Origin of the sequence: Streptomyces sp. NPDC017056 (assembly GCF_044332485.1) — a bacterium.
Classification (GTDB): Bacteria; Actinomycetota; Actinomycetes; order Streptomycetales; family Streptomycetaceae; genus Streptomyces.
On the sequence record NZ_JBIRPD010000004.1, the window covers coordinates 185,630 to 204,326 of the forward strand.

The following is an 18,697-nucleotide window of genomic DNA, read 5'->3' on the forward strand; positions in this document are numbered from 1 at the left end:
CTCGCCTTCTCTTTTTACAAGTCGCTCGTACCGTTATAACGTACCGCTACTCAATACGAATGACTTGCAAAAGAACGGGGCTCCCCATGTCCGCACCCGCCGCACCCATCCTGCGGCCACCGCGCAACCGGGTCGATCCGCGCGCCCGCCGCTGGTGGACCGTGCAGGCCCTGCTGACCCTGAGCGGGCCGATGCTGCTCACCGCGCTCGCGCTGGCCGTCTGCTCGGTGCTCTTCTTCCCCGGCGCCCTCCCCTGGCTCGGCCCGCTCCTGCTGGTCGTGCTCGTCCTGCCGGCGCTCGGCTACCTGCTGGTGATGCCGCGGTGGCGGTACTCCGTGCACGCCTGGGAGCTGGGCGACCGCGCGGTGTACGCGGCGGGCGGCTGGTTCCGGCAGACGCGGCGGATCGCGCCGCTGTCGCGCGTACAGACCGTGGACACCGTGCGCGGCCCGCTCCAGCAGCGCTTCGGGCTGGCGACCGTCACCGTCACCACCGCCTCCACCGCGGGCGACGTGAAGATAGCCGGGCTGTCCGACGCGGACGCCGAAGAACTGTCGCGGCGGATCGGCGAGGCCGCGCAGGCGGTGCCGGGTGATGCCGCGTGACCACCGCACCGCTCGCACCGGGCACCGCGCGGCACTGGCGCAGGCTCGACCGGCGCACCCTGCTGGTGCACTGCGGCTGGCTGGCCGCCCCCCTCGGCTCGTTCGCGCTCACCGCGCTGGCCACCGGCGGCCGGATCGAGGCCGGCGCCTGGATCACGCTGGCCGCCATCGCGGGCAGCTTCGCGGTCCTCACCGTGATCGGCCTGGTCCGCTGGGCCCGTACGGACTACCGCCTCACCGACGACGCGTTCGAGGTGCGCAGCGGGGTGCTGACCCGGCGGCTGCGGTCCGTACCGCTGCACCGCATCCGCACGGTGGACCTGACGGCCTCGCCGCTGCACCGGCTGCTCGGCGTCACCGTGCTGCGGGCCGGTACCGCGGGCTCGTCGCAAGGCGGCGGTGAACTCTCGCTGGAGGCGCTGGCGACGGCCGACGCGGAGCGGCTGCGGAGCGCGCTGCTCGCCCGCGCCGGCGCCCGGGCGGCGGACGAGGACCCGGTCGTCTCCCGCATCAACTGGCGCTGGCTGCGGTACGCGCCGCTCACCTTCTGGGTGATCGGCGGTGTCTTCGCCGCCGCCGGGGGCGTCTACCGCGTGCTGGACGGCGCCGGTATCGAGCCGTGGAAACTGGGCATCGTCCGCGACGCGTTCGACGAGTTCGGGGCCAGTGCGCTCTGGGTGACGGTCCCGCTCGCACTGCTGGCCGTCATCGCCCTCGGCACGGTCGGCGCCCTGGCGCTCTACGTCGAGGGGTGGTGGAACTTCCGTCTCGAATGGACCGACGCGCGTACGCTGCGGGTGCGCCGCGGCCTGTTCACCACCCGGTCGGTGACCATCGAGCGAGGGCGGCTGCGCGGCGTGACGCTGCGGGAGCCACTGCTGCTGCGGGCGGGCGGTGGTGCCACGGTCCGCGCGGTGGCGGGCGGCCTGGGCAACCGGGAGGAGAACCGCAAGCGCAGCGTCCTGCTGCCGCCCGCGCCGCGTACGGAGGCGGTACGCACGGCGTCCGGGACGCTCCGCGCGGACTTCCCCACCGCCGGGCTGCGCGCCCACCCGAAGGCGGCCCTGCGCCGGCGCCGTACGCGCGGCCTGCTCTTCGTCACGCTCCCCGGCACCCTGGTCCTCGCGGTCCTCGGCGTCCTCCTGACTCCCGTACTGCTCCACTGCGCCTGGGCGTTCGCGCTGGTGTCGATGCCGGTCGTGCTGTGGCTGGCCGGGGACGCGTACCGCAGCCTGGGGCACGGGGTCCACGGGCGGTACCTCGTCATGCGCTCCGGCACGTTCAGCCGGGAGACCGTCGTGCTCCAGCGCGAGGCGGTGGCGGCCTGGACGTTCTCCAGCACGCCGTTCAGCCGGCGAAGCGGACTGGTCACCCTCACCGCGGCGGTCGCCGCCGGCGAGGACGGCTATCACGTCCGCGATCTGCCGGCGGCCGGCGCACCGGCGCTGGCGGCTGCCGCGGCGCCCGGAATCCTGGAAGAGTTCCTGGGCCACGGCCCGGTGGGCGGCCGGAGGAAATCGCGTCACGGGCGCCATCGCGGAAACCTGTCAACCCACGCGTTGCACGTGAACCAGGACGACCTGGACATGACATAGATCACACCCCTGTCACGTGCACGGCGAGTGCGGGCACACCGTCCTACATGGCGTAAGCCAGGTGTCCTCGATCCGACAGCCGTAAGGGAGCAGCCGCGGTGCCCAGTGCCATCGACCAAGCCGTACAGGTACGTCTCATCGCGACCGCGCCCGGCTCGCATGCCGTGCCCGCGGTCCTGCACTACCACCCAGCCGACCCGCTCGCGGTGCGGATCTCCTTCCCTCCGGAGATCTCCCTGGACGGGGCCGCGGTCGACTGGGCCTTCGCCCGCGAACTGCTCGCCGACGGCCTCCAGTCCCCGACGGGCACCGGGGACGTACGGGTGCGCCCGCTCGGCCGGGACCGGACGGTGCTGGAGTTCCACGTGGAGGACGGCGTGGCCATGGTCCAGGTGGTCACCGCGGACCTGCGCCGGTTCCTCGACCGTACGTACCAGGCCGTGCCCGCCGGGCGCGAGCAGCAGCACCTCGACGTGGACCGCGGTCTCGCGGAGCTGCTCGGCGGCGCGTGAGGCCGGTACCGGCCCCGGCCTCCCGGGGGCCCGGCACCGGCCCGCGCGCCGGCCGCGGTGGTGACGCCGGCGCTCAGCGCTTCGGGAACCCGAACCCGTAGCCCTGCTGCTTCATCCACGGCAGCAGCCGGTCCAGCGCCTCGACCGTCTGGGCGCGGTTCCCGCCGCCGTCGTGGAACAGGACGGTCGGGCCGTTGTGCAGTTCGCGGCGCACGGTCTTGACGATGGCCTCGGTGCCCGGCCGCTCGAAGTCCTTGCTGTCCACGTTCCAGCCCAGCGGGCGCATGCCGTGGTCCGCCGCCGTCTTCCTGCTGTACGGCGTGAAGGCGCCGCCCGGCGCCCGGTAGTACTCGACCTTCGGGCCGTCCGCCGCCTTCTCGATCATCTGCTGCGCGTCGAGTATCTGCTTCGACTGGTAGGTCTCCGGCCGGTGGTCCATGCCGGTGTTGTGGCTGATGGTGTGGTCGCAGAGCTTGTGGCCCGCCGCCGCCACCTTCTTGACCAGGTCCGGGTGGGCCTTCGCCTGCGGGCCGATCATGCAGAAGGTGGCCTTGACGCCGTTCTTCTCCAGTACGTTGAGGACCTTCGGCGTCCAGACCGGGTCGGGCCCGTCGTCGATGGTGATGTTCAGGCTCTTGCCGGGGCGGTCGGAGGCGTGCTCGATGCTCGGATCGATGACGGGCGCGGTCTGTTCGCCGGTGCCGGCGTGCGCCTCGGAGGTGGCGCCGGACTGCCCGAAGGTCAGATAGCCCGCGATCCCCAGCGAGGCCGCCGCCACCGCGGTCACTCCGATGATCCCGCTCCGCCTGCCGTGCCGTGCCATGCGTATCCCGTCCCTACTGCCGTGCGCGCCACCGCGGACACGCGTACGGGCGCCACCGTCGGCGCCGTACGATTCCCCCTGCGGTGCACTCGCGCGTCTACTGCCTTGCATCAGGACAGATGCGAAGAATTGCTGGCAGGATCCGCCTGTTACCGATCCATCATGAAACTTATTGATACTGGTGCCATGCCCCGAGTACTTCTGATCGAGGACGACGCCGCCGTACGCGACGGAGTCACCCTCGCGCTCCGCCGGCGCGGCCACGAGGTGGCGGCCGCCGCCAGCGGCGAGGACGGCCTCGACGTCCTGCCGTCCTTCCGCCCCGACATCGTGCTGCTGGACCTGATGCTCCCGGGCAAGGACGGCTTCGAGGTGTGCCGGCGCATCCGCGCCGACCGCCAGCTCCCGATCATCATGCTCACCGCCCGCGGCGACGACCTGGACGTGGTGCTCGGACTGGAGGCCGGGGCCGACGACTACATCGTCAAACCCGCGCGGGGCGAAGTACTGGAGGCGCGCATCCGCGCGGTGCTACGGCGTACCGCGCTGCCCGCCGACGGGGACGCCGGACCCGCCGAGCCGGGCCCGGCCCCCGTGGAGACGTACGGGGAACTGGCCGTGGACCGCGCCGGACTGGTCGTCACCAAGGCCGGCGCCGACCTGCCGCTGGCCCCCTCGGAGATGAAGCTCCTGCTGTTCCTGTCCGCGACGCCCGGGCAGGTATTCAGCCGCCAGCAGCTCCTGGAGCACGTGTGGGAGCACAGCTACCACGGGGACGCGCGGCTGGTGGACGCGTGCGTCATGCGGCTGCGCACGAAGATCGAGGACACCCCGCGCAGCCCCCGGTACGTGCAGACCGTACGCGGCTTCGGCTACCGCTTCGGCCCCCTGTGAAGCGCCCACGGCCCGCCGCCCGGCCGCGGTTCTCCGTACTCCCCCGCTCGCTGCCGCGCGGCCTGCGGGCCCGGCTCGTCGTCGCGTTCCTGCTGGTCGCCGCGGTCAGCGCGCTGACCACCGCGGCACTGACCTACCGCGAGGCCCGCAACGCCATCCTCCAGCGCTCCCAGGACACCGCGATCAAGGACCTCAGGGGGCAGGTCAACTCGCTCGCCCCCGACCTGGCGGTGCCGCCGACCCGCGCGGACGTGGACGACTTCACCCGGCAGCTGGACCGCTCCGGCAAGGCCAGGGACTGGGACGTCTACGTCCAGTACAAGGGCCTCGCCGAGAAGGACCGGGACACCCTGCGCAACCCGGTCGTCGTCCCCGGCGAGCTGCGCGAGTCGGTCGAGAAGCGGCATGTGACGGCGTTCCAGCGGGTGGACAGGGACGGCGCCCCGTGGCTGCTGATCGGCATGCCGGTGATGCAGTCGCAGACCGAGAACCGCGTGGCGTCCCCGCTCTCCGTCTACGCCCAGCTCCCGCTGTACGCCGAGGAGGCCAACGTCGAGGCGCTGGTGAGCGCGGCGCAGCGCGGCGCCCTGCCGGTGCTCGGCCTGGCCGTCGTACCGGCCCTGCTCGCGGCCCGCGGGGTGCTGCGCCCGGTGCGCGGGCTACGGCAGGCCGCCGGGCGGATCGCCGAGGGCAAACTGGAGACCCGGCTGGAGGTCAAGGGCGCCGACGAACTCGCCGACCTGTCGAGGACGTTCAACGACATGGCCGCCAAGCTGGAGGAGAGCGTCGCGGACCTGCGCCGCATGGAGGCCAACTCCCGGCGCTTCGCGGCCGACGTCTCGCACGAGCTGCGCACCCCGCTCGCCGCGATGACCGCCGTCACCGACGTGCTCGACGAGGACGCCGACTCCCTCGACCCGGACACCGCCTCCGCCGTCCGGCTGATCAGCCAGGAGACCGGGAAGCTGGCGCGGATGGTCGAGGACCTGATGGAGGTCTCGCGCTTCGACGCCGGGGCCGCGGCGCTGCACCTGGACGAGGTGGACGTCGCCGAGACGATCCGCAAGACGCTCCAGGCCAGGGCCTGGCAGGGCCGGGTGGGCACCGAACTGCCGGACGGCGTACGGGCGCGGCTGGACCCGCGGCGGCTGGACGTCGTCGTGGCCAACCTCGTCGGCAACGCGCTGCACCACGGCGGGGAGCCGGTACGGGTCCTGCTGCGGGCGCCGGAGCCGGGCGACGGGCGGCTGGTGATCCAGATCACGGACAGCGGCCCCGGCATCGACCCCGAGGTGCTCCCGCACGTCTTCGACCGCTTCTACAAGGCGGACTCCGCGCGCGCCCGCTCCGAGGGCAGCGGGCTGGGCCTGGCGATCGCCATGGAGAACGTACGGCTGCACGGCGGCACCATGCACGCCGCCAACGACCCCGAGGGCGGCGCGGTGTTCACGGTGGAGCTGCCGCTGCACGAGCAGGAGGCGGGCGGCGGCGCCGGGACGGCCGGGGAGCCGTCGCGGGAGTCCGCCGGCCGTACGGAAAGCGGTCCGGCCGGCGCGGACGGCGGCCGGGACGGGGCGGACGGCGACGGCGACCGCCCGGCGAAGAAGGCGGACGAGGCATGAGCACCCCGAACTCCGTACGGGCCCGGCGCGTCGCGCTGGGCGGACTGCTGATCGGCGCCCTGGCCGGCTGCGGCATCGCGCCGACCGGCGTCATCGACGCGGGCGAGCCCGCCCACGGCCTCAAGGCGCCGGGCAAACCCGCGCCCGACGTCCAGCTGTACTTCCTCGGCCCGACCGGGCTGCGCCCCGCGAGCCGCCCGGCGACCGCGCCGGTCGGCCCCGAAGAGGCGATCAACCTGCTGCTGGCGGGCCCCAACGACGCCGAACGGCAGCGCGGCCTCTCCAACGTGCTGCCCGTGCTCCCCGGCCGGGTCACCGCCGAGACGCGGGACGGCGCGGTCACCGTCCACCTGCCCACCAACGCCAAGCGGCTCGACACCCCCTCCATGAGCCAGCTGGTGTGCACCGCCGCCAACGCCTCCGTACCCGGCGGCCGGCGCCCCTCGGACGTCCAGGTGACGCTGGTGGGCGACAACATCAGGGTCGGGCCGATGGTGTGCGGCGGCAGCAACGCCTTCCCGTTCATCCAGCCCGGCTCCACCTCCTCCCCGGCACCGGCCGGCTGACGCGGCACCCGCCGCTCCCCTACGATCACCGGCAGGCACGGGGGTTCGGCGGGCGGTTGCGGCATCGGGAGGGCGCTCGGATGGCCGGCGCAGAGGTGTACGACCAGGTATACGACTACGTCGTCGTCGGCGCCGGGTCCGCGGGGTGCGTCCTCGCGGCCCGGCTGTCCGAGGACCCGACGGTACGGGTCGCGCTGGTGGAGGCGGGCGGACCCGACCGCAGGCAGGAGGTCCGCGTCCCGGCGGCCTTCCCCAAGCTCTTCCGGACGCCGTACGACTGGAACTTCACCACGACGCCCCAGGCGGGCCTGCACGGACGCGAGTTGTACTGGCCGCGCGGCCGGACCCTCGGCGGCTCCTCGTCGCTCAACGCGATGATGTGGGTACGCGGGCACCGCGACGACTACGACGGCTGGGCCGAGACGGCGGGCGAGGAGTGGTCCTGGAACGAGGTGGCCCGCTACTTCCGGCGCGCCGAGCGCTGGACCGGGCCGCGGGACGGCACGGCACACGGCACGGCGGGCCCGCTGTGGATCTCCCCGGCACGCTCCGCGCACCCGCTGACCGGCGCCTTCCTCGACGCCTGCGAGGAGACCGGCCTGACGCGGTCGGCCGAACCCAACGGGCCGGACAACAGCGGCTGCGCGCCCACCCCGCTCACCCAGCGGCGCGGGCGCCGGTGGAGCGCGGCGGACGGCTATTTGCGCCCGGCCCTGCGCCGCCGCAACCTGCGGGTCGTCACGGGGCAGGAGGTCAAGCGGGTGCTGGTCGCGGACGGCCGGGCGTACGGCGTCGAGGTGCCCGGCGGCCGGATCAGGGCCCGCCGCGAGGTCGTCCTGTCGGCGGGCGCGGTCGGCTCCCCGCACCTGCTGCTGCGCTCCGGCATCGGCGACGCCGACCAACTGGCGGAGGCGGGCATCGAGCCGGTGGCCGATCTCCCCGCCGTGGGCCGCCACCTCCAGGACCACCTGTCGGTACCGGTCCTGATGCGGACCGCGCTGCCCCGCACGCTCACCGGCGCCGACACCCCCGCGAACATCGCGCGCTACCTCCTGGCCCGGCGCGGCCCGCTGACCTCCAACATCGGCGAGGCCGTCGCGTTCTGCCGCAGCGGGCCCGGCCCCGCGGCACCGGATCTGGAGCTGATCTTCGCGCCGGTGCCGTTCGTCGAACACGGACTGGAGGCGCCGACCGAACACGGCGTCACGATCGGGGTGATCCTGCTCCGCCCGGAGAGCCGGGGCCGGATCACCCTCGGCGGCGGTCCGGACGAGCCGCCGCTCGTCGACCCCGGCTATCTGACGGCCGGAGCGGACCTGCGGCGCCTGCTGGCCGGGGTGCGCCTCGCCGAGCGGCTGTACGCGACGCGGGCGCTGGCCCCGCACGTCACCAAGCCCCTGGAGCCGTGGCCCGGCGGGCAGGACGACGCCGCGGCGGAGGAGACGGTGCGCGCCATCGCGGAAACCCTGTACCACCCGGTCGGCACCTGCCGGATGGGCACCGGCGAGGACACCGTGACCGACCCCCGTCTGCGCGTACGCGGTGTCGCGGGCCTCCGCGTCGTGGACGCCTCGGTCATGCCCGCCATCACGCGGGGGCACACCCACGCCCCCACGGTCATGATCGCGGAGCGGGCCGCCGACCTGCTACGCGGCTGACGGGCGAGCCCGGGGGCGGGTGTCTGTGTGCGCATCCGCCCGGAAGGCCGGACACTGGACCACCCGGGGCACGCCCCGGAACAGCACAGGAAGTGACGCCCGTGGACCGTGCGTGACGCACCCGCCGGTACCGCGGGCCGGAACGGACAACGGGAGGCCGCGATGACGGAATCCGCGCTGCGGGAGAGGACGGGGCGGGCGTTCGGCCGGCTGGTCGACCGGTACCTGGACATGCCCGAGCCCGTCACGCCCGACACCGAGTGCGTCCGCGACCTGCGCGTACCGATGCCGGACGGCACGGTCCTGCTCGCCGACCGCTACCGCCCGCGAGGCGCCGGGCCGCTGCCCGTGGTGCTGCTGCGCACCCCGTACGGCAAGCACAAGCCCGACATCAAGCTGTTCGCCGGCGTGCTGGCCCGCCGCGGCTTCCAGGTCGTGGCGCAGAACGTACGCGGCGTCTTCGGCTCGGGCGGCGAGTTCCGTGCCTTCGTGCACGAGAAGGACGACGGCCTGGCGACCGCGAAGTGGCTGCGCGAACGGTCCTGGTGCGACGGGCGGCTGGCCACCGCGGGCGCCAGCTACCTCGGGCACGCGGAGTGGGCGATCGGCCCGTACCTCGACCCGCCCCTGGAGGCGATGTGCCTGGGCATCACCACCTCCGACTTCCCCGCCGCCTTCTACCCCGGCGGGGTACTGGCGCTGCACAACATGCTGGTGTGGTCCTCGGCGACCGGCACCCAGGAGGAGGCGCCGCTCGGCGGTCTGCTGCCCAACCCGCTGCACGACCGCCGGGTCCAGCGCGCGATGCGCCGGCTGCCGGTCGGCGAGACCGATCTCGCCGCGATAGGGCGGCCCGAGCGTTTCCTGCGCGAGGTCAGCGCGCACGCGGAGCCGGGGGACGACTTCTGGGCGCCGATCGACCACAGCGCGGCGGCGCTGCGGATGACCACGCCGACCAGCATGGTGGCCGGCTGGTGGGACCTGTTCCTGCCGTACCAGCTGCGGGACTTCACGGCGCTCACCGCCGCCGGGCACCGCTCGCGGATCACGATCGGGCCGTGGGCCCACGACCGGAACGCGCTCAAGGCCACGCTCACCGACCACGTGTCCTGGCTCAGCGCCCGGCTGGCCGGCGACAGCACGCAGCTGCACCAGTCGCCGGTCCGGCTCTACCTCCAGCGGGCGGGCCGCTGGCTGGACTTCGACCGGTGGCCGCCGCCGCAGTCCGTACCGACTCCGCTGCACCTCCAGCCGGACGGCGGCCTCGACTGGGCCGTGCCGCCGGACAGCCCGCCCGACCGCTTCACGTACCACGGCGCCGACCCGACCCCGTCCACGGGCGGCCCGCTGCTCCTGCCGGGCGAGATACGGCAGCAGGACAACACGGCGGTCGAACGGCGGCCGGACGTACTGCTCTTCACCGGCAGCCCGCTGCCCCGCGACCTCGACCTGATCGGCCCGGTGTCGGCGGTGGTCCACGTCCGCACGGACTCCGGCCACGGCGACGTCTTCGTACGGCTGTGTGACGTGGACCGGGCCGGCGTCTCCCGCAACGTCACCGACGGCATCCTGCGGCTGCGCCCCGGCTCGCCCGCGGCGGACGCCGACGGCGTGGTGGCCGCCCGGGTGGAACTGCACCCCACCGGCTACCGGTTCCTGCGCGGGCACAGCCTGCGCGTACAGGTGGCGGGCGGCGCCTTCCCGCGGTTCGCGCGCCACCACGGGACCGGCGAGCCGGTCGCTTCGGCCGTCGCCTGCCGCCCGGTACGGTTCGAGGTCTTCCACACGCCGGGCCGCCCCTCCGCCCTGGTCCTGCCCCTGATGACCGCGGGGACTGAACCGGCGTGAGCGCGGTACTCGTCGCCCCGGTCCGCGCGCCGCGCGGCCGGCACCGGCGACGGTGCCCTGCCGAGGGCCCAGAGGGCCGAGGAGAAGACATGGGACTGGTCAAGGCGGCCGTGATCGTGCTCGACTGCTCCGAGCCGGAGAAGCTGGCCGACTTCTACTCCAAGATCCTGGAAGGCGAGATCCGCACCGAGCACCTGCCCGACCGGGTCGAGGTGATCGCCGTCAACCGCACCCACCTGTCCTTCCGCCGCGACCTGAACATGACGCCGCCGACCTGGCCGCGCCCCGACAGCTCGCTCCAGGCCCACCTGGACCTGCTGGTCGACGAGGAGGACATGGACGCCGCCGAACGCAAGGTGGTGGGCCTGGGCGCGCGCCCGCTGGACACCAAGGACGACACCGGCCCGCACGAGGTACGGCTGTACGCGGACCCGGCCGGGCACCCGTTCTCCCTGCGCTGCTCGTTGAACTCGGGGCCGAAGACCGACTGACCCGCGGCGCGCCTCACCCCCGCCCCAGGCGCAGCCGCAGGAAGCGCGGCCGGTACAGCTCGACGTCGCCGTTGACCTGGGCGACGGAGGGGGCGCCGGGCGGGCCGAGCCAGTTCACGTCGTAACTGAGCAGCAGGCCGCCGGGGCCGGTGAACTCGGGGTGGGCCTGCGGGTTGTAGGCGGCGACGCGGTGCTGTCCGGTGGGGTCGGCCGGCCGGGGCGGGGTGACGCGCCCGGCCGGCCCGTGCCACGGGCCCTGGGCCGAGCACGACCAGTACGTGGTGACGGCCGACAGCCCGTCGCCGTCCGCGCCCGGGGTGTCCATCGACAGCAGGACCCACGTGGTGCCGTCCCGTACGACGGTGAAGGAGCTGCCCACGCCGCGCCCCGGGCCCTCGCGGATCACCGGGGCCGCCCGGTCCGCCTCCGGCCGCCAGTCCCGCCCGTCCCAGAACTCCCAGGCCGCCGCCTCCCCGAGCCGCCCGGTCGGCACGCGGGCCAGGTAGGCGTTGGAACTCGCGCGCACGGGGCCGTCGTCGCCGCCGTAGACGTACGTCCACCTGCCGTCCGTCACGGACGCGGTGCCGTACAGCACCCGGTGCGAGGGGTCCGGTACGTGGTTCTGGGCGACGACCTGGGTGATGTCCTCCAGCCGCAGGTCCGGCAGGGAGAGGGTGGCGACCTCGGTCGCGCGGGGGACGCCGAAGACCCACGGGTCCCGGCCCGGTGTGCGGTTCCACAGCAGGACGCGCACCACCTGCTCGGCGGACCCGGGTGCCCGCGGCTCCACGTGGGCCCGCACCGGCCAGCGCCAGCCGTCCGGCAGGTCGGGGAAGAACGGCGCGGGGCCGGCGCCGGTGCCGCCGGTCAGCGTCCGCTCCAGTCGGCCCGAAGGGTCCATGACCACCAGCGAGTTGTGCGTCAGTCCGGGGGCGCGGCCGGTGTCGGCGGAGCGCCAGGGGCGGGCCTGGCCCAGCGGGTTGGGCGGTGGCTGTACCCGGTCGAGGAAGGTGTCGGAGAAGAGCCAGAGCGTCCGCCCGTCGGGCAGCCGTACCGAATGCGTGCCGTCGCCGCCGGTCCAGTCGTCCACGCGGGTGTTGTCGTTGCCGTACCGGGTGAATTCGCCGGTGAAGCGGGACTCGGCCGCCCACGAGGTGATCTTCCGCCCGGTGCACGCCGGCGCCCCGCGGTCCGGGAGCGCGAGCAGGACGACCGCGCCGGCGACCAGGGCGAGCACCGCCGCCACGACGGCGGTTCGCCCCATCGGCGGCACGCGCATGGGCGGGTCCCTCCTCGCTCCGGTGGCGGGGCGCCCACCGTACAGAAGCGGTCGTGCGGCGATCGCGGAACACCGGGAAGTGCCAAGAATGCGGCGATTTGGGTGCCGAAAGTGGCTACTCGCGGGTAGCGAGACGGCCGGGAAGGCGATCGTAGAGCTTCCCAATGGAGCAATCCCAGGTCAACGAGTGCAAGGTCACAGCCCGATGCCCTGCTCTGGCTAACGACCGTTCGCCTAGCCTGCTGCCATGACCGCCCAGTCCCCCGAACTCCCTCTGGCCGCCGCGTTCGCCGACGCGGACCGCGAGCAGTGGCAGCGCCTGGTCGAAGGCGTCCTGCGCAAATCGGGCGCCGCGGAGGCGACCGGCGCCGCCGCCGAAGACGCGCTCGCCACCGCCCTCCAGGACGGCATCCGGATCCGTCCGCTCTACACCGCCGACGACGCGCCCGCCGCTGCCGCCGCCACCGGCCGCCCCGGCTTCCCGCCGTTCGTACGGGCCGGCCGCGCCCAGGGCAGCACCGTCGCGGGCTGGGACGTACGGCAGCGCCACGCCCTGGCCGACCCGCGGCGCGCCAACGAGGCGGTCCTCGCCGACCTGGAGAACGGCGTCACGTCGCTGTGGCTGGCCGTCGGCGACGGCGGGGTGCCCGTGGCGGACCTGGCCACGGCGCTCGACGGCGTCTATCTCGACCTGGCGGCCGTCGCCCTGGACGCCGGCGCGGACTTCGCCGCGGCGGCCGAGGCGTTCTTCGGGGTCTGCGAAGGCAAGGGCGTGGCCCCTTCCGAGACGGCGGGCGGCCTGGGCGCCGACCCGCTGGGCCTGGTGGCCAGGACCGGCCGCGCGGACGACCTGGCCGGGCACCTGGAGGCGGCCGCCGGACTGGCCCGCCGCTGCGCCGGCGAGGCGCCCCGGCTGCGCGCGCTGGCCGTGGACGCGCTGCCGTACCACGAGGCGGGCGGCTCGGCCGCCGAGGAACTGGGCTGCTCACTGGCCACCGGCGTGGCCTACCTGCGCGAGCTGACCGCGGCCGGCCTCGGCATGGAGGCCGCCTGCGGGCAGTTGGAGTTCCGGTACGCGGCGACCGCCGACCAGTTCCTGACCATCGCCAAGCTGCGGGCCGCCCGGCGGCTGTGGTCGCGGGTCGCCGAGGCGTGCGGCGCCGCGCGTGCGCAGCGGCAACACGCGGTGACCTCGACGGTCATGATGACCCGTCGGGACCCGTGGGTGAACATGCTGCGCACCACCGTGGCGGGCCTCTCGGCGGGGGTGGGCGGCGCGGACGCCGTCACCGTCCTGCCGTTCGACGACGCGCTCGGGCTGCCGGACGCGTTCGCCCGCCGTATCGCGCGCAACACCCAGTCGATCCTGCTGGAGGAGTCGCACCTGTCGAAGGTGATCGACCCGGCGGGCGGCTCCTGGTACGTGGAACGGCTCACCGACGAGCTGGCCCGCGCGGCCTGGGGCTGGTTCCAGGAGATCGAGGCCGCGGGCGGACAGGCCGCGGCGCTCGCCTCCGGGATGGTCGGCGAGCGGCTGGCCTCGACCTGGCGCAAGCGGTCGGCGGACCTCGCGCACCGCCGCGAACCGGTCACCGGCGTCAGCGAGTTCCCGTTCCTGGCCGAGCCGCCGGTGGAGCGCGAGCCCGCGCCCGTGCCGGCGGGCGGCGGGCTGCCGCGGGTGCGCAGGGACGAGGCGTACGAGGCGCTGCGCGCCCGCTCGGACGCGCGGCTGGCGGCCACCGGCAGCCGCCCGAAGGCGTTCCTCGCGGCGCTCGGCCCGGCCGCCGTGCACACCGCGCGCGCCACCTTCGCCTCGAACCTCCTCCAGGCGGGCGGCATCGAGCCGGTGCACGACCCGGTGTCGGTGGACGCGGAGTCGGCGGCGGAGGCGTTCCGGGCCAGCGGCGCGGGTATCGCCTGCCTGTGTTCGAGCGACGCGCTGTACGCCGAACAGGCGGAGGACGTCGCGGCGTCCCTCAAGGCGGCGGGCGCACGGCAGGTGCTGCTGGCCGGGAAACCGGGCGAGCGGCGGGAAGCATATGAACGAGCCGGAGTGGACGCGTTCGTCTTCGCGGGCTGCGACGCGGTCGGGGTGCTGACCTCGGCCCTGGATGTCATGGAGGTGGCGTGATGGAGCACGCGACAGGGCAGGCGGGCGCCATCCCGGACTTCAGCACGGTCGAACTGGGCGAGCCGCAGGTTCCGGAGGGCGACGCGGCACAGTGGGCGGCCGCCGTCCAGGAGGCCACCGGCAAGAGCGTCGACGACCTCGTGTGGGAGACGCCCGAGGGCATCGACGTCAAGCCGCTGTACACCGGCGAGGACCTGGCCGGGCTGGACTTCCTGCGTACGTACCCGGGGATCACGCCGTACCTGCGCGGCCCGTACCCGACCATGTACGTCAACCAGCCGTGGACCATCCGGCAGTACGCGGGCTTCTCCACCGCCGAGGAGTCCAACGCCTTCTACCGGCGCAACCTGGCGGCCGGCCAGAAGGGCCTGTCGGTCGCCTTCGACCTGCCGACCCACCGCGGCTACGACAGCGACCACCCGCGGGTGACCGGTGACGTCGGCATGGCGGGCGTGGCCATCGACTCCATCTACGACATGCGGCAGCTGTTCTCCGGCATCCCGCTGGACAAGATGACGGTGTCGATGACGATGAACGGCGCGGTGCTGCCCGTCCTCGCGCTCTACATCGTGGCCGCCGAGGAGCAGGGCGTACCACCGGAGAAGCTGGCCGGGACCATCCAGAACGACATCCTCAAGGAGTTCATGGTCCGCAACACCTACATCTATCCGCCGCGCCCCTCGATGCGGATCATCTCCGACATCTTCGCGTACACCTCGCAGAAGATGCCGCGCTACAACTCCATCTCCATCTCCGGGTACCACATCCAGGAGGCGGGCGCGACGGCCGACTTGGAGCTGGCGTACACCCTCGCGGACGGCGTGGAGTACCTGAAGGCGGGCATCGAGGCGGGGATGGACGTGGACTCCTTCGCGCCGCGGCTGTCCTTCTTCTGGGCGATCGGCATGAACTTCTTCATGGAGATCGCCAAGCTGCGCGCCGCCCGGCTGCTGTGGGCCAAGCTGGTCCAGCGCTTCGACCCGAAGAACCCCAAGTCCCTTTCCCTGCGCACCCATTCGCAGACCTCCGGCTGGTCGCTGACCGCGCAGGACGTGTTCAACAACGTCACGCGGACGTGTGTGGAGGCGATGGCCGCGACGCAGGGCCACACCCAGTCGCTGCACACCAACGCGCTGGACGAGGCACTCGCCCTGCCCACCGACTTCTCCGCCCGAATCGCCCGCAACACGCAGCTCTTCCTCCAGCAGGAGTCGGGCACCTGCCGGGTCATCGACCCCTGGGGCGGCAGCGCGTACGTCGAGAAGCTCACCCACGACCTGGCGCGCCGGGCCTGGCAGCACATCGAGGAGGTCGAGGCGGCCGGCGGCATGGCCAAGGCCATCGACGCGGGCATCCCGAAGCTGCGCGTGGAGGAGGCCGCGGCCCGTACGCAGGCGCGGATCGACTCGGGGCGGCAGGCGCTGATCGGCGTCAACAAGTACCGGGTGGACACCGACGAGCAGATCGACGTCCTCAAGGTCGACAACTCCGCGGTGCGCGCGCAGCAGATCGACAAGCTGCGGCGGCTGCGCGAGGAGCGCGACGAGGCGGCCTGCCAGGACGCGCTGCGCGCGCTGACCGCCGCCGCCGAGGCCGGTCCCGGCCAGGGCATGGAGGGCAACCTGCTGGCGCTGGCCGTGAACGCGGCCCGTGCCATGGCGACCGTGGGTGAGATCTCCGACGCACTGGAGAAGGTCTACGGGCGCCACTCGGGCCAGATCCGTACGATCTCCGGTGTGTACCGAGACGAAGCGGGCCCGTCCTCCGGCGTGGACCGGACCCGGGACCTGGTGGCCGAGTTCGAACGGGCCGAGGGGCGCCGGCCGCGCATCCTGGTCGCCAAGATGGGCCAGGACGGCCACGACCGCGGCCAGAAGGTGATCGCCACCGCCTTCGCCGACCTGGGCTTCGACGTGGACGTCGGCCCGCTGTTCCAGACGCCGGCGGAGGTCGCCCGGCAGGCGGTGGAGGCGGACGTGCACATCGTCGGCGTCTCCTCGCTGGCCGCCGGACACCTGACGCTGGTGCCCGCGCTGCGCGAGGAACTGGCGGCGCAGGACCGGGAGGACATCATGATCGTGGTGGGCGGGGTGATCCCGCCGGGCGACATCCCGGCGCTCCACGAAGCGGGCGCCGCGGCCGTCTTCCCGCCCGGTACGGTCATCCCCGATGCCGCGTACGACCTGGTCAAGGACCTCGCCGGGGTCCTCGGCCACGACCTGTGAGCCGGTACGTTGACGCCTGAGACCCCCCGGGGGCCCGCCAGGGCCCGCAAGCGACCGACCATCGACGTCGACCAGTACGCGGCGGGCGTGCGCGAGGGCTCCCGGGCCTGGATCGCGCGCGCCATCACGCTGGTGGAGTCCACCCGCGCCGACCACCGGGCGCTCGCGCAGCGGCTGCTGGTCGAGCTGCTGCCGCACTCCGGCACGGCCCGGCGGGTCGGCATCAGCGGCGTGCCCGGAGTCGGCAAGTCGACCTTCATCGACGCGCTGGGCTCCCAGCTGACGGAGGCCGGGCACCGGGTCGCCGTGCTGGCCGTCGACCCGTCGTCCAGCCGGACCGGCGGCTCCATCCTGGGCGACAAGACGCGGATGGAGCGGCTGGCCGCCGACCCGGCGGCGTTCGTGCGTCCCTCCCCCACCTCGGGCACGCTCGGCGGGGTGGCGCGGGCGACGCGGGAGTCCATCGTCGTCATGGAGGCCGCGGGTTACGACGTGGTGCTCGTCGAGACGGTGGGCGTCGGCCAGTCCGAGACGGCCGTCGCCAACATGGTCGACACGTTCCTGCTGCTCACCCTCGCCCGTACCGGCGACCAGCTCCAGGGCATCAAAAAGGGCGTACTGGAGCTGGCCGACCTGGTGTCGGTCAACAAGGCGGACGGGCCGCACGAGCGCGACGCCAAGTCGGCGGCCAGGGAACTGTCCGGCGCACTGCGCCTGCTCCAGCCCCCGGACGCCGCCTGGACCCCGCCGGTCCTCACGTGCAGCGCCCGCGAGGGCACCGGCCTGGACACGGTCTGGGACCGCGTGGAGCAGCACCGCAAGCTGCTGGAGTCCACCGGCGCGCTGGCCGCCAAGCGGCGCGACCAGCAGGTCGACTGGACCTGGTCGATGGTGCGCGAGCAACTGCTGAACCGGCTTCGGAACCACCCCGGCGTACGGGACGTGGCCCCGGAGGTGGAGCGGGAGGTACGCGCGGGCACCCTGACGGCGACGCTCGCCGCGGAACGCATCCTGGACGCGTTCGAGGCGCCGGACGAGCCGTGAGACCGCGGCCGGCCGGCGCCTCGTGACGACGGGCCCTCAGATGGTCAGGCCGCCGTCGACGGGCAGGACCGCACCCGTCACGAACGACGCGCGGTCGCTGAGCAGCCACGCGGCGGCCTGCGCCACCTCTTCCGGGGCGGCCGCGCGGCGCAGCGGTGTACGGGAGGTGAGCCGGTCGAGGACGCCGGGTTCGCGGGCGGCCCAGTCCTCGATCATGGCGGTCATGGTGGTGCCGGGGGCGATGGCGTTGACGCGGATGCCCTGGGGGCCGTACTCGACGGCCGCGGTCTGGGTGAGGCTGTTGACGGCCCGCTTGGAGGCGCCGTAAAGGCCGAGTCCGGCCGACGGCTTCAAGCTGCCCACGCTGCTGTTGTTGACGATCGCGCCGGTGCCGGCGGTGGCGGTGATCGCCCGTATCTCGGCGGCCATCGCCAGCCAGACGCCCTTGTGGTTGACGGCGGTGATCCGGTCGAAGTCCGCCTCCGGTATCTCGGCCAGCGGGGCGTGCGGGATGCCCATGCCCGCGTTGTTGAACGCGCCGTCCAGGCGCCCGTGGCGCTCCACGGCCGTGTCCACCGCGCGCTGTACGGCGGCCGGGTCCGCCAGGTCCGCGACGACGTGGTCCGCGGTACCGCCCGCCGCCCGCACCTCCTCGGTCACCGCGGCCAGGTCGGCGCCGCTCCGCGCGGTCAGCACCACCGAGGCCCCTTCGCGCGCGAACAGCCGGGCCGCGGCGGCGCCGATGCCGCGGCTCGCACCGGTGATCAGCACCACCTTGCCGTCCAGCAGCCCGGCGCCGCCCGCGCCCCGCTCCGTACCCGTCGTCTCCGTCGTCTCCGTCATGCTGATCATTGTGCAGGCCCACGGGCGGCCAAGGGCTCCGGGGTCAGCGGGACTTGGGGAAGGCGGCGCGCAGCCCTGGCCCGTTGAGGAGGAACGCGGTCGCGCCGATGGCCAGGGCGCAGGCGATCTGCATCGCGACGAACCACGCCGGCAGCACGCCGGGAAGCGTGTCGATGACGACGATCGCCACCGGCACGACGACCGAGATGACGCGTATGCGCACATAGGCCCACCGTGCGCCCCGTGCGGCGAGGACGGTCAGCCAGTAGGTCACGGCGGCGCTCGCGAGCACCCCGGCCGACCTGCCCCACATGAACGAGGTCACCTCCCGTCCGTTGACCGCGAGGACGACGACCACGGCGAGGACCGCGGCGCTCAGCGCGCCATAGGCTGCGACGAGGCCCTTCACCGTGCCGAGGGCCCGCCGATCGGGTGCGTGGCCGGGCCGAGCGGCCCCGGCGGTGCTGTCGCTGACGATTTCCATGTTTCTCTCTTCCTCCGTTTTCCGGTGTGAGGTCGAAGTTATGGAGGGCGCGGGCGGGGCGGTATGGGCCTGGGCCT

The 18,697-nt window shown here is 73.8% G+C and carries 16 protein-coding genes; 12 read left to right on the forward strand and 4 right to left on the reverse strand.

The window, feature by feature from the left end; translation table 11 throughout:
* The first annotated feature begins 86 nt into the window (after nt 1-86).
* The 3 genes from ACH4OW_RS09300 to ACH4OW_RS09310 all read left to right on the forward strand — a co-directional run bounded on the left by ACH4OW_RS09300 (nt 87) and on the right by ACH4OW_RS09310 (nt 2,712).
* Complete coding sequence (locus ACH4OW_RS09300) at nt 87-605, forward strand: PH domain-containing protein (RefSeq protein WP_398026251.1); 519 nt, start codon at nt 87-89, stop codon at nt 603-605.
* Nucleotides 602-2,200 (forward strand): PH domain-containing protein, encoded by a 1,599-nt coding sequence (locus tag ACH4OW_RS09305; RefSeq protein ID WP_398026253.1) that lies wholly within the window; start codon nt 602-604, stop codon nt 2,198-2,200. Before ACH4OW_RS09300 ends, ACH4OW_RS09305 begins: the two co-directional genes overlap by 4 nt.
* Nucleotides 2,201-2,298: 98 nt before the next feature.
* Complete coding sequence (locus tag ACH4OW_RS09310) at nt 2,299-2,712, forward strand: SsgA family sporulation/cell division regulator (protein WP_360123568.1); 414 nt, start codon at nt 2,299-2,301, stop codon at nt 2,710-2,712.
* 73 nt (nt 2,713-2,785) lie between these two features.
* Here ACH4OW_RS09310 and ACH4OW_RS09315 read toward each other — a convergent pair whose 3' ends face one another.
* Nucleotides 2,786-3,535 (reverse strand): polysaccharide deacetylase family protein, encoded by a 750-nt coding sequence (locus ACH4OW_RS09315; RefSeq protein WP_360123571.1) that lies wholly within the window; start codon nt 3,533-3,535, stop codon nt 2,786-2,788.
* 186 nt (nt 3,536-3,721) lie between these two features.
* Between ACH4OW_RS09315 and ACH4OW_RS09320 the strand changes: the two genes are divergently transcribed.
* From ACH4OW_RS09320 to ACH4OW_RS09345, 6 genes are all read left to right on the forward strand, one after another.
* The gene (locus tag ACH4OW_RS09320) at nt 3,722-4,429 is read left to right on the forward strand and encodes a response regulator transcription factor (protein WP_360123574.1); all 708 of its coding nucleotides are present in this window, start codon (nt 3,722-3,724) and stop codon (nt 4,427-4,429) included.
* Entirely contained in the window at nt 4,426-6,051 is a 1,626-nt protein-coding gene (locus ACH4OW_RS09325; RefSeq protein WP_398026256.1) for an ATP-binding protein, read from the forward strand. Before ACH4OW_RS09320 ends, ACH4OW_RS09325 begins: the two co-directional genes overlap by 4 nt.
* The gene (locus tag ACH4OW_RS09330) at nt 6,048-6,617 is read left to right on the forward strand and encodes a hypothetical protein (RefSeq protein WP_360123580.1); all 570 of its coding nucleotides are present in this window, start codon (nt 6,048-6,050) and stop codon (nt 6,615-6,617) included. Before ACH4OW_RS09325 ends, ACH4OW_RS09330 begins: the two co-directional genes overlap by 4 nt.
* A gap of 80 nt (nt 6,618-6,697) precedes the next feature.
* Complete coding sequence (locus ACH4OW_RS09335) at nt 6,698-8,275, forward strand: GMC family oxidoreductase (RefSeq protein ID WP_398026258.1); 1,578 nt, start codon at nt 6,698-6,700, stop codon at nt 8,273-8,275.
* A 162-nt stretch (nt 8,276-8,437) separates the two neighbouring features.
* The gene (locus tag ACH4OW_RS09340) at nt 8,438-10,123 is read left to right on the forward strand and encodes a CocE/NonD family hydrolase (protein WP_398026260.1); all 1,686 of its coding nucleotides are present in this window, start codon (nt 8,438-8,440) and stop codon (nt 10,121-10,123) included.
* A gap of 89 nt (nt 10,124-10,212) precedes the next feature.
* Nucleotides 10,213-10,614, forward strand: coding sequence for a VOC family protein (locus ACH4OW_RS09345; RefSeq protein ID WP_360123588.1), 402 nt, complete (start codon nt 10,213-10,215; stop codon nt 10,612-10,614).
* Nucleotides 10,615-10,627: 13 nt separating this feature from the next.
* Here the strand turns inward: ACH4OW_RS09345 and ACH4OW_RS09350 are convergent, their stop codons facing one another.
* A complete protein-coding gene (locus tag ACH4OW_RS09350; RefSeq protein WP_360123591.1) occupies nt 10,628-11,893 on the reverse strand; it encodes a DUF4185 domain-containing protein in 1,266 nt (421 codons plus the stop codon).
* A gap of 247 nt (nt 11,894-12,140) precedes the next feature.
* Between ACH4OW_RS09350 and ACH4OW_RS09355 the strand changes: the two genes are divergently transcribed.
* The 3 genes from ACH4OW_RS09355 to meaB are packed head-to-tail and all read left to right on the forward strand — an operon-like array spanning nt 12,141 to nt 17,293.
* Entirely contained in the window at nt 12,141-14,024 is a 1,884-nt protein-coding gene (locus ACH4OW_RS09355; RefSeq protein WP_398026263.1) for a methylmalonyl-CoA mutase family protein, read from the forward strand.
* A complete protein-coding gene (scpA, locus tag ACH4OW_RS09360; protein WP_398026265.1) occupies nt 14,024-16,249 on the forward strand; it encodes a methylmalonyl-CoA mutase in 2,226 nt (741 codons plus the stop codon). The genes ACH4OW_RS09355 and scpA overlap by 1 nt, the downstream gene beginning before the upstream one ends.
* 9 nt (nt 16,250-16,258) lie before the next feature.
* Nucleotides 16,259-17,293 (forward strand): methylmalonyl Co-A mutase-associated GTPase MeaB, encoded by a 1,035-nt coding sequence (meaB, locus tag ACH4OW_RS09365; RefSeq protein WP_398026267.1) that lies wholly within the window; start codon nt 16,259-16,261, stop codon nt 17,291-17,293.
* A 36-nt stretch (nt 17,294-17,329) separates the two neighbouring features.
* Here the strand turns inward: meaB and ACH4OW_RS09370 are convergent, their stop codons facing one another.
* Nucleotides 17,330-18,136 carry an SDR family oxidoreductase gene (locus ACH4OW_RS09370; protein ID WP_360123603.1) on the reverse strand — a complete coding sequence of 269 codons (807 nt, stop codon included), beginning with the start codon at nt 18,134-18,136 and terminating at the stop codon, nt 17,330-17,332.
* 43 nt (nt 18,137-18,179) lie between these two features.
* Nucleotides 18,180-18,620: a hypothetical protein gene (locus tag ACH4OW_RS09375; RefSeq protein WP_398026270.1), complete on the reverse strand. Its 441-nt coding sequence runs from the start codon at nt 18,618-18,620 to the stop codon at nt 18,180-18,182.
* Nucleotides 18,621-18,697 lie beyond the last annotated feature (77 nt).

Excerpts from the sequence above, each read along its gene's own strand:
- ACH4OW_RS09340 (WP_398026260.1), top strand. The coding sequence starts at position 8,438 with ATGACGGAATCCGCGCTGCGGGAGAGGACGGGGCGGGCGTTCGGCCGG.
- ACH4OW_RS09330 (WP_360123580.1), top strand. The coding sequence starts at position 6,048 with ATGAGCACCCCGAACTCCGTACGGGCCCGGCGCGTCGCGCTGGGCGGA.
- ACH4OW_RS09370 (WP_360123603.1), bottom strand. The coding sequence starts at position 18,136 with ATGACGGAGACGACGGAGACGACGGGTACGGAGCGGGGCGCGGGCGGC.
- ACH4OW_RS09375 (WP_398026270.1), bottom strand. The coding sequence starts at position 18,620 with ATGGAAATCGTCAGCGACAGCACCGCCGGGGCCGCTCGGCCCGGCCAC.
- ACH4OW_RS09345 (WP_360123588.1), top strand. The coding sequence starts at position 10,213 with ATGGGACTGGTCAAGGCGGCCGTGATCGTGCTCGACTGCTCCGAGCCG.
- ACH4OW_RS09355 (WP_398026263.1), top strand. The coding sequence starts at position 12,141 with ATGACCGCCCAGTCCCCCGAACTCCCTCTGGCCGCCGCGTTCGCCGAC.
- ACH4OW_RS09350 (WP_360123591.1), bottom strand. The coding sequence starts at position 11,893 with ATGCGCGTGCCGCCGATGGGGCGAACCGCCGTCGTGGCGGCGGTGCTC.
- scpA (WP_398026265.1), top strand. The coding sequence starts at position 14,024 with ATGGAGCACGCGACAGGGCAGGCGGGCGCCATCCCGGACTTCAGCACG.
- ACH4OW_RS09315 (WP_360123571.1), bottom strand. The coding sequence starts at position 3,535 with ATGGCACGGCACGGCAGGCGGAGCGGGATCATCGGAGTGACCGCGGTG.
- ACH4OW_RS09320 (WP_360123574.1), top strand. The coding sequence starts at position 3,722 with ATGCCCCGAGTACTTCTGATCGAGGACGACGCCGCCGTACGCGACGGA.
- ACH4OW_RS09335 (WP_398026258.1), top strand. The coding sequence starts at position 6,698 with ATGGCCGGCGCAGAGGTGTACGACCAGGTATACGACTACGTCGTCGTC.
- ACH4OW_RS09300 (WP_398026251.1), top strand. The coding sequence starts at position 87 with ATGTCCGCACCCGCCGCACCCATCCTGCGGCCACCGCGCAACCGGGTC.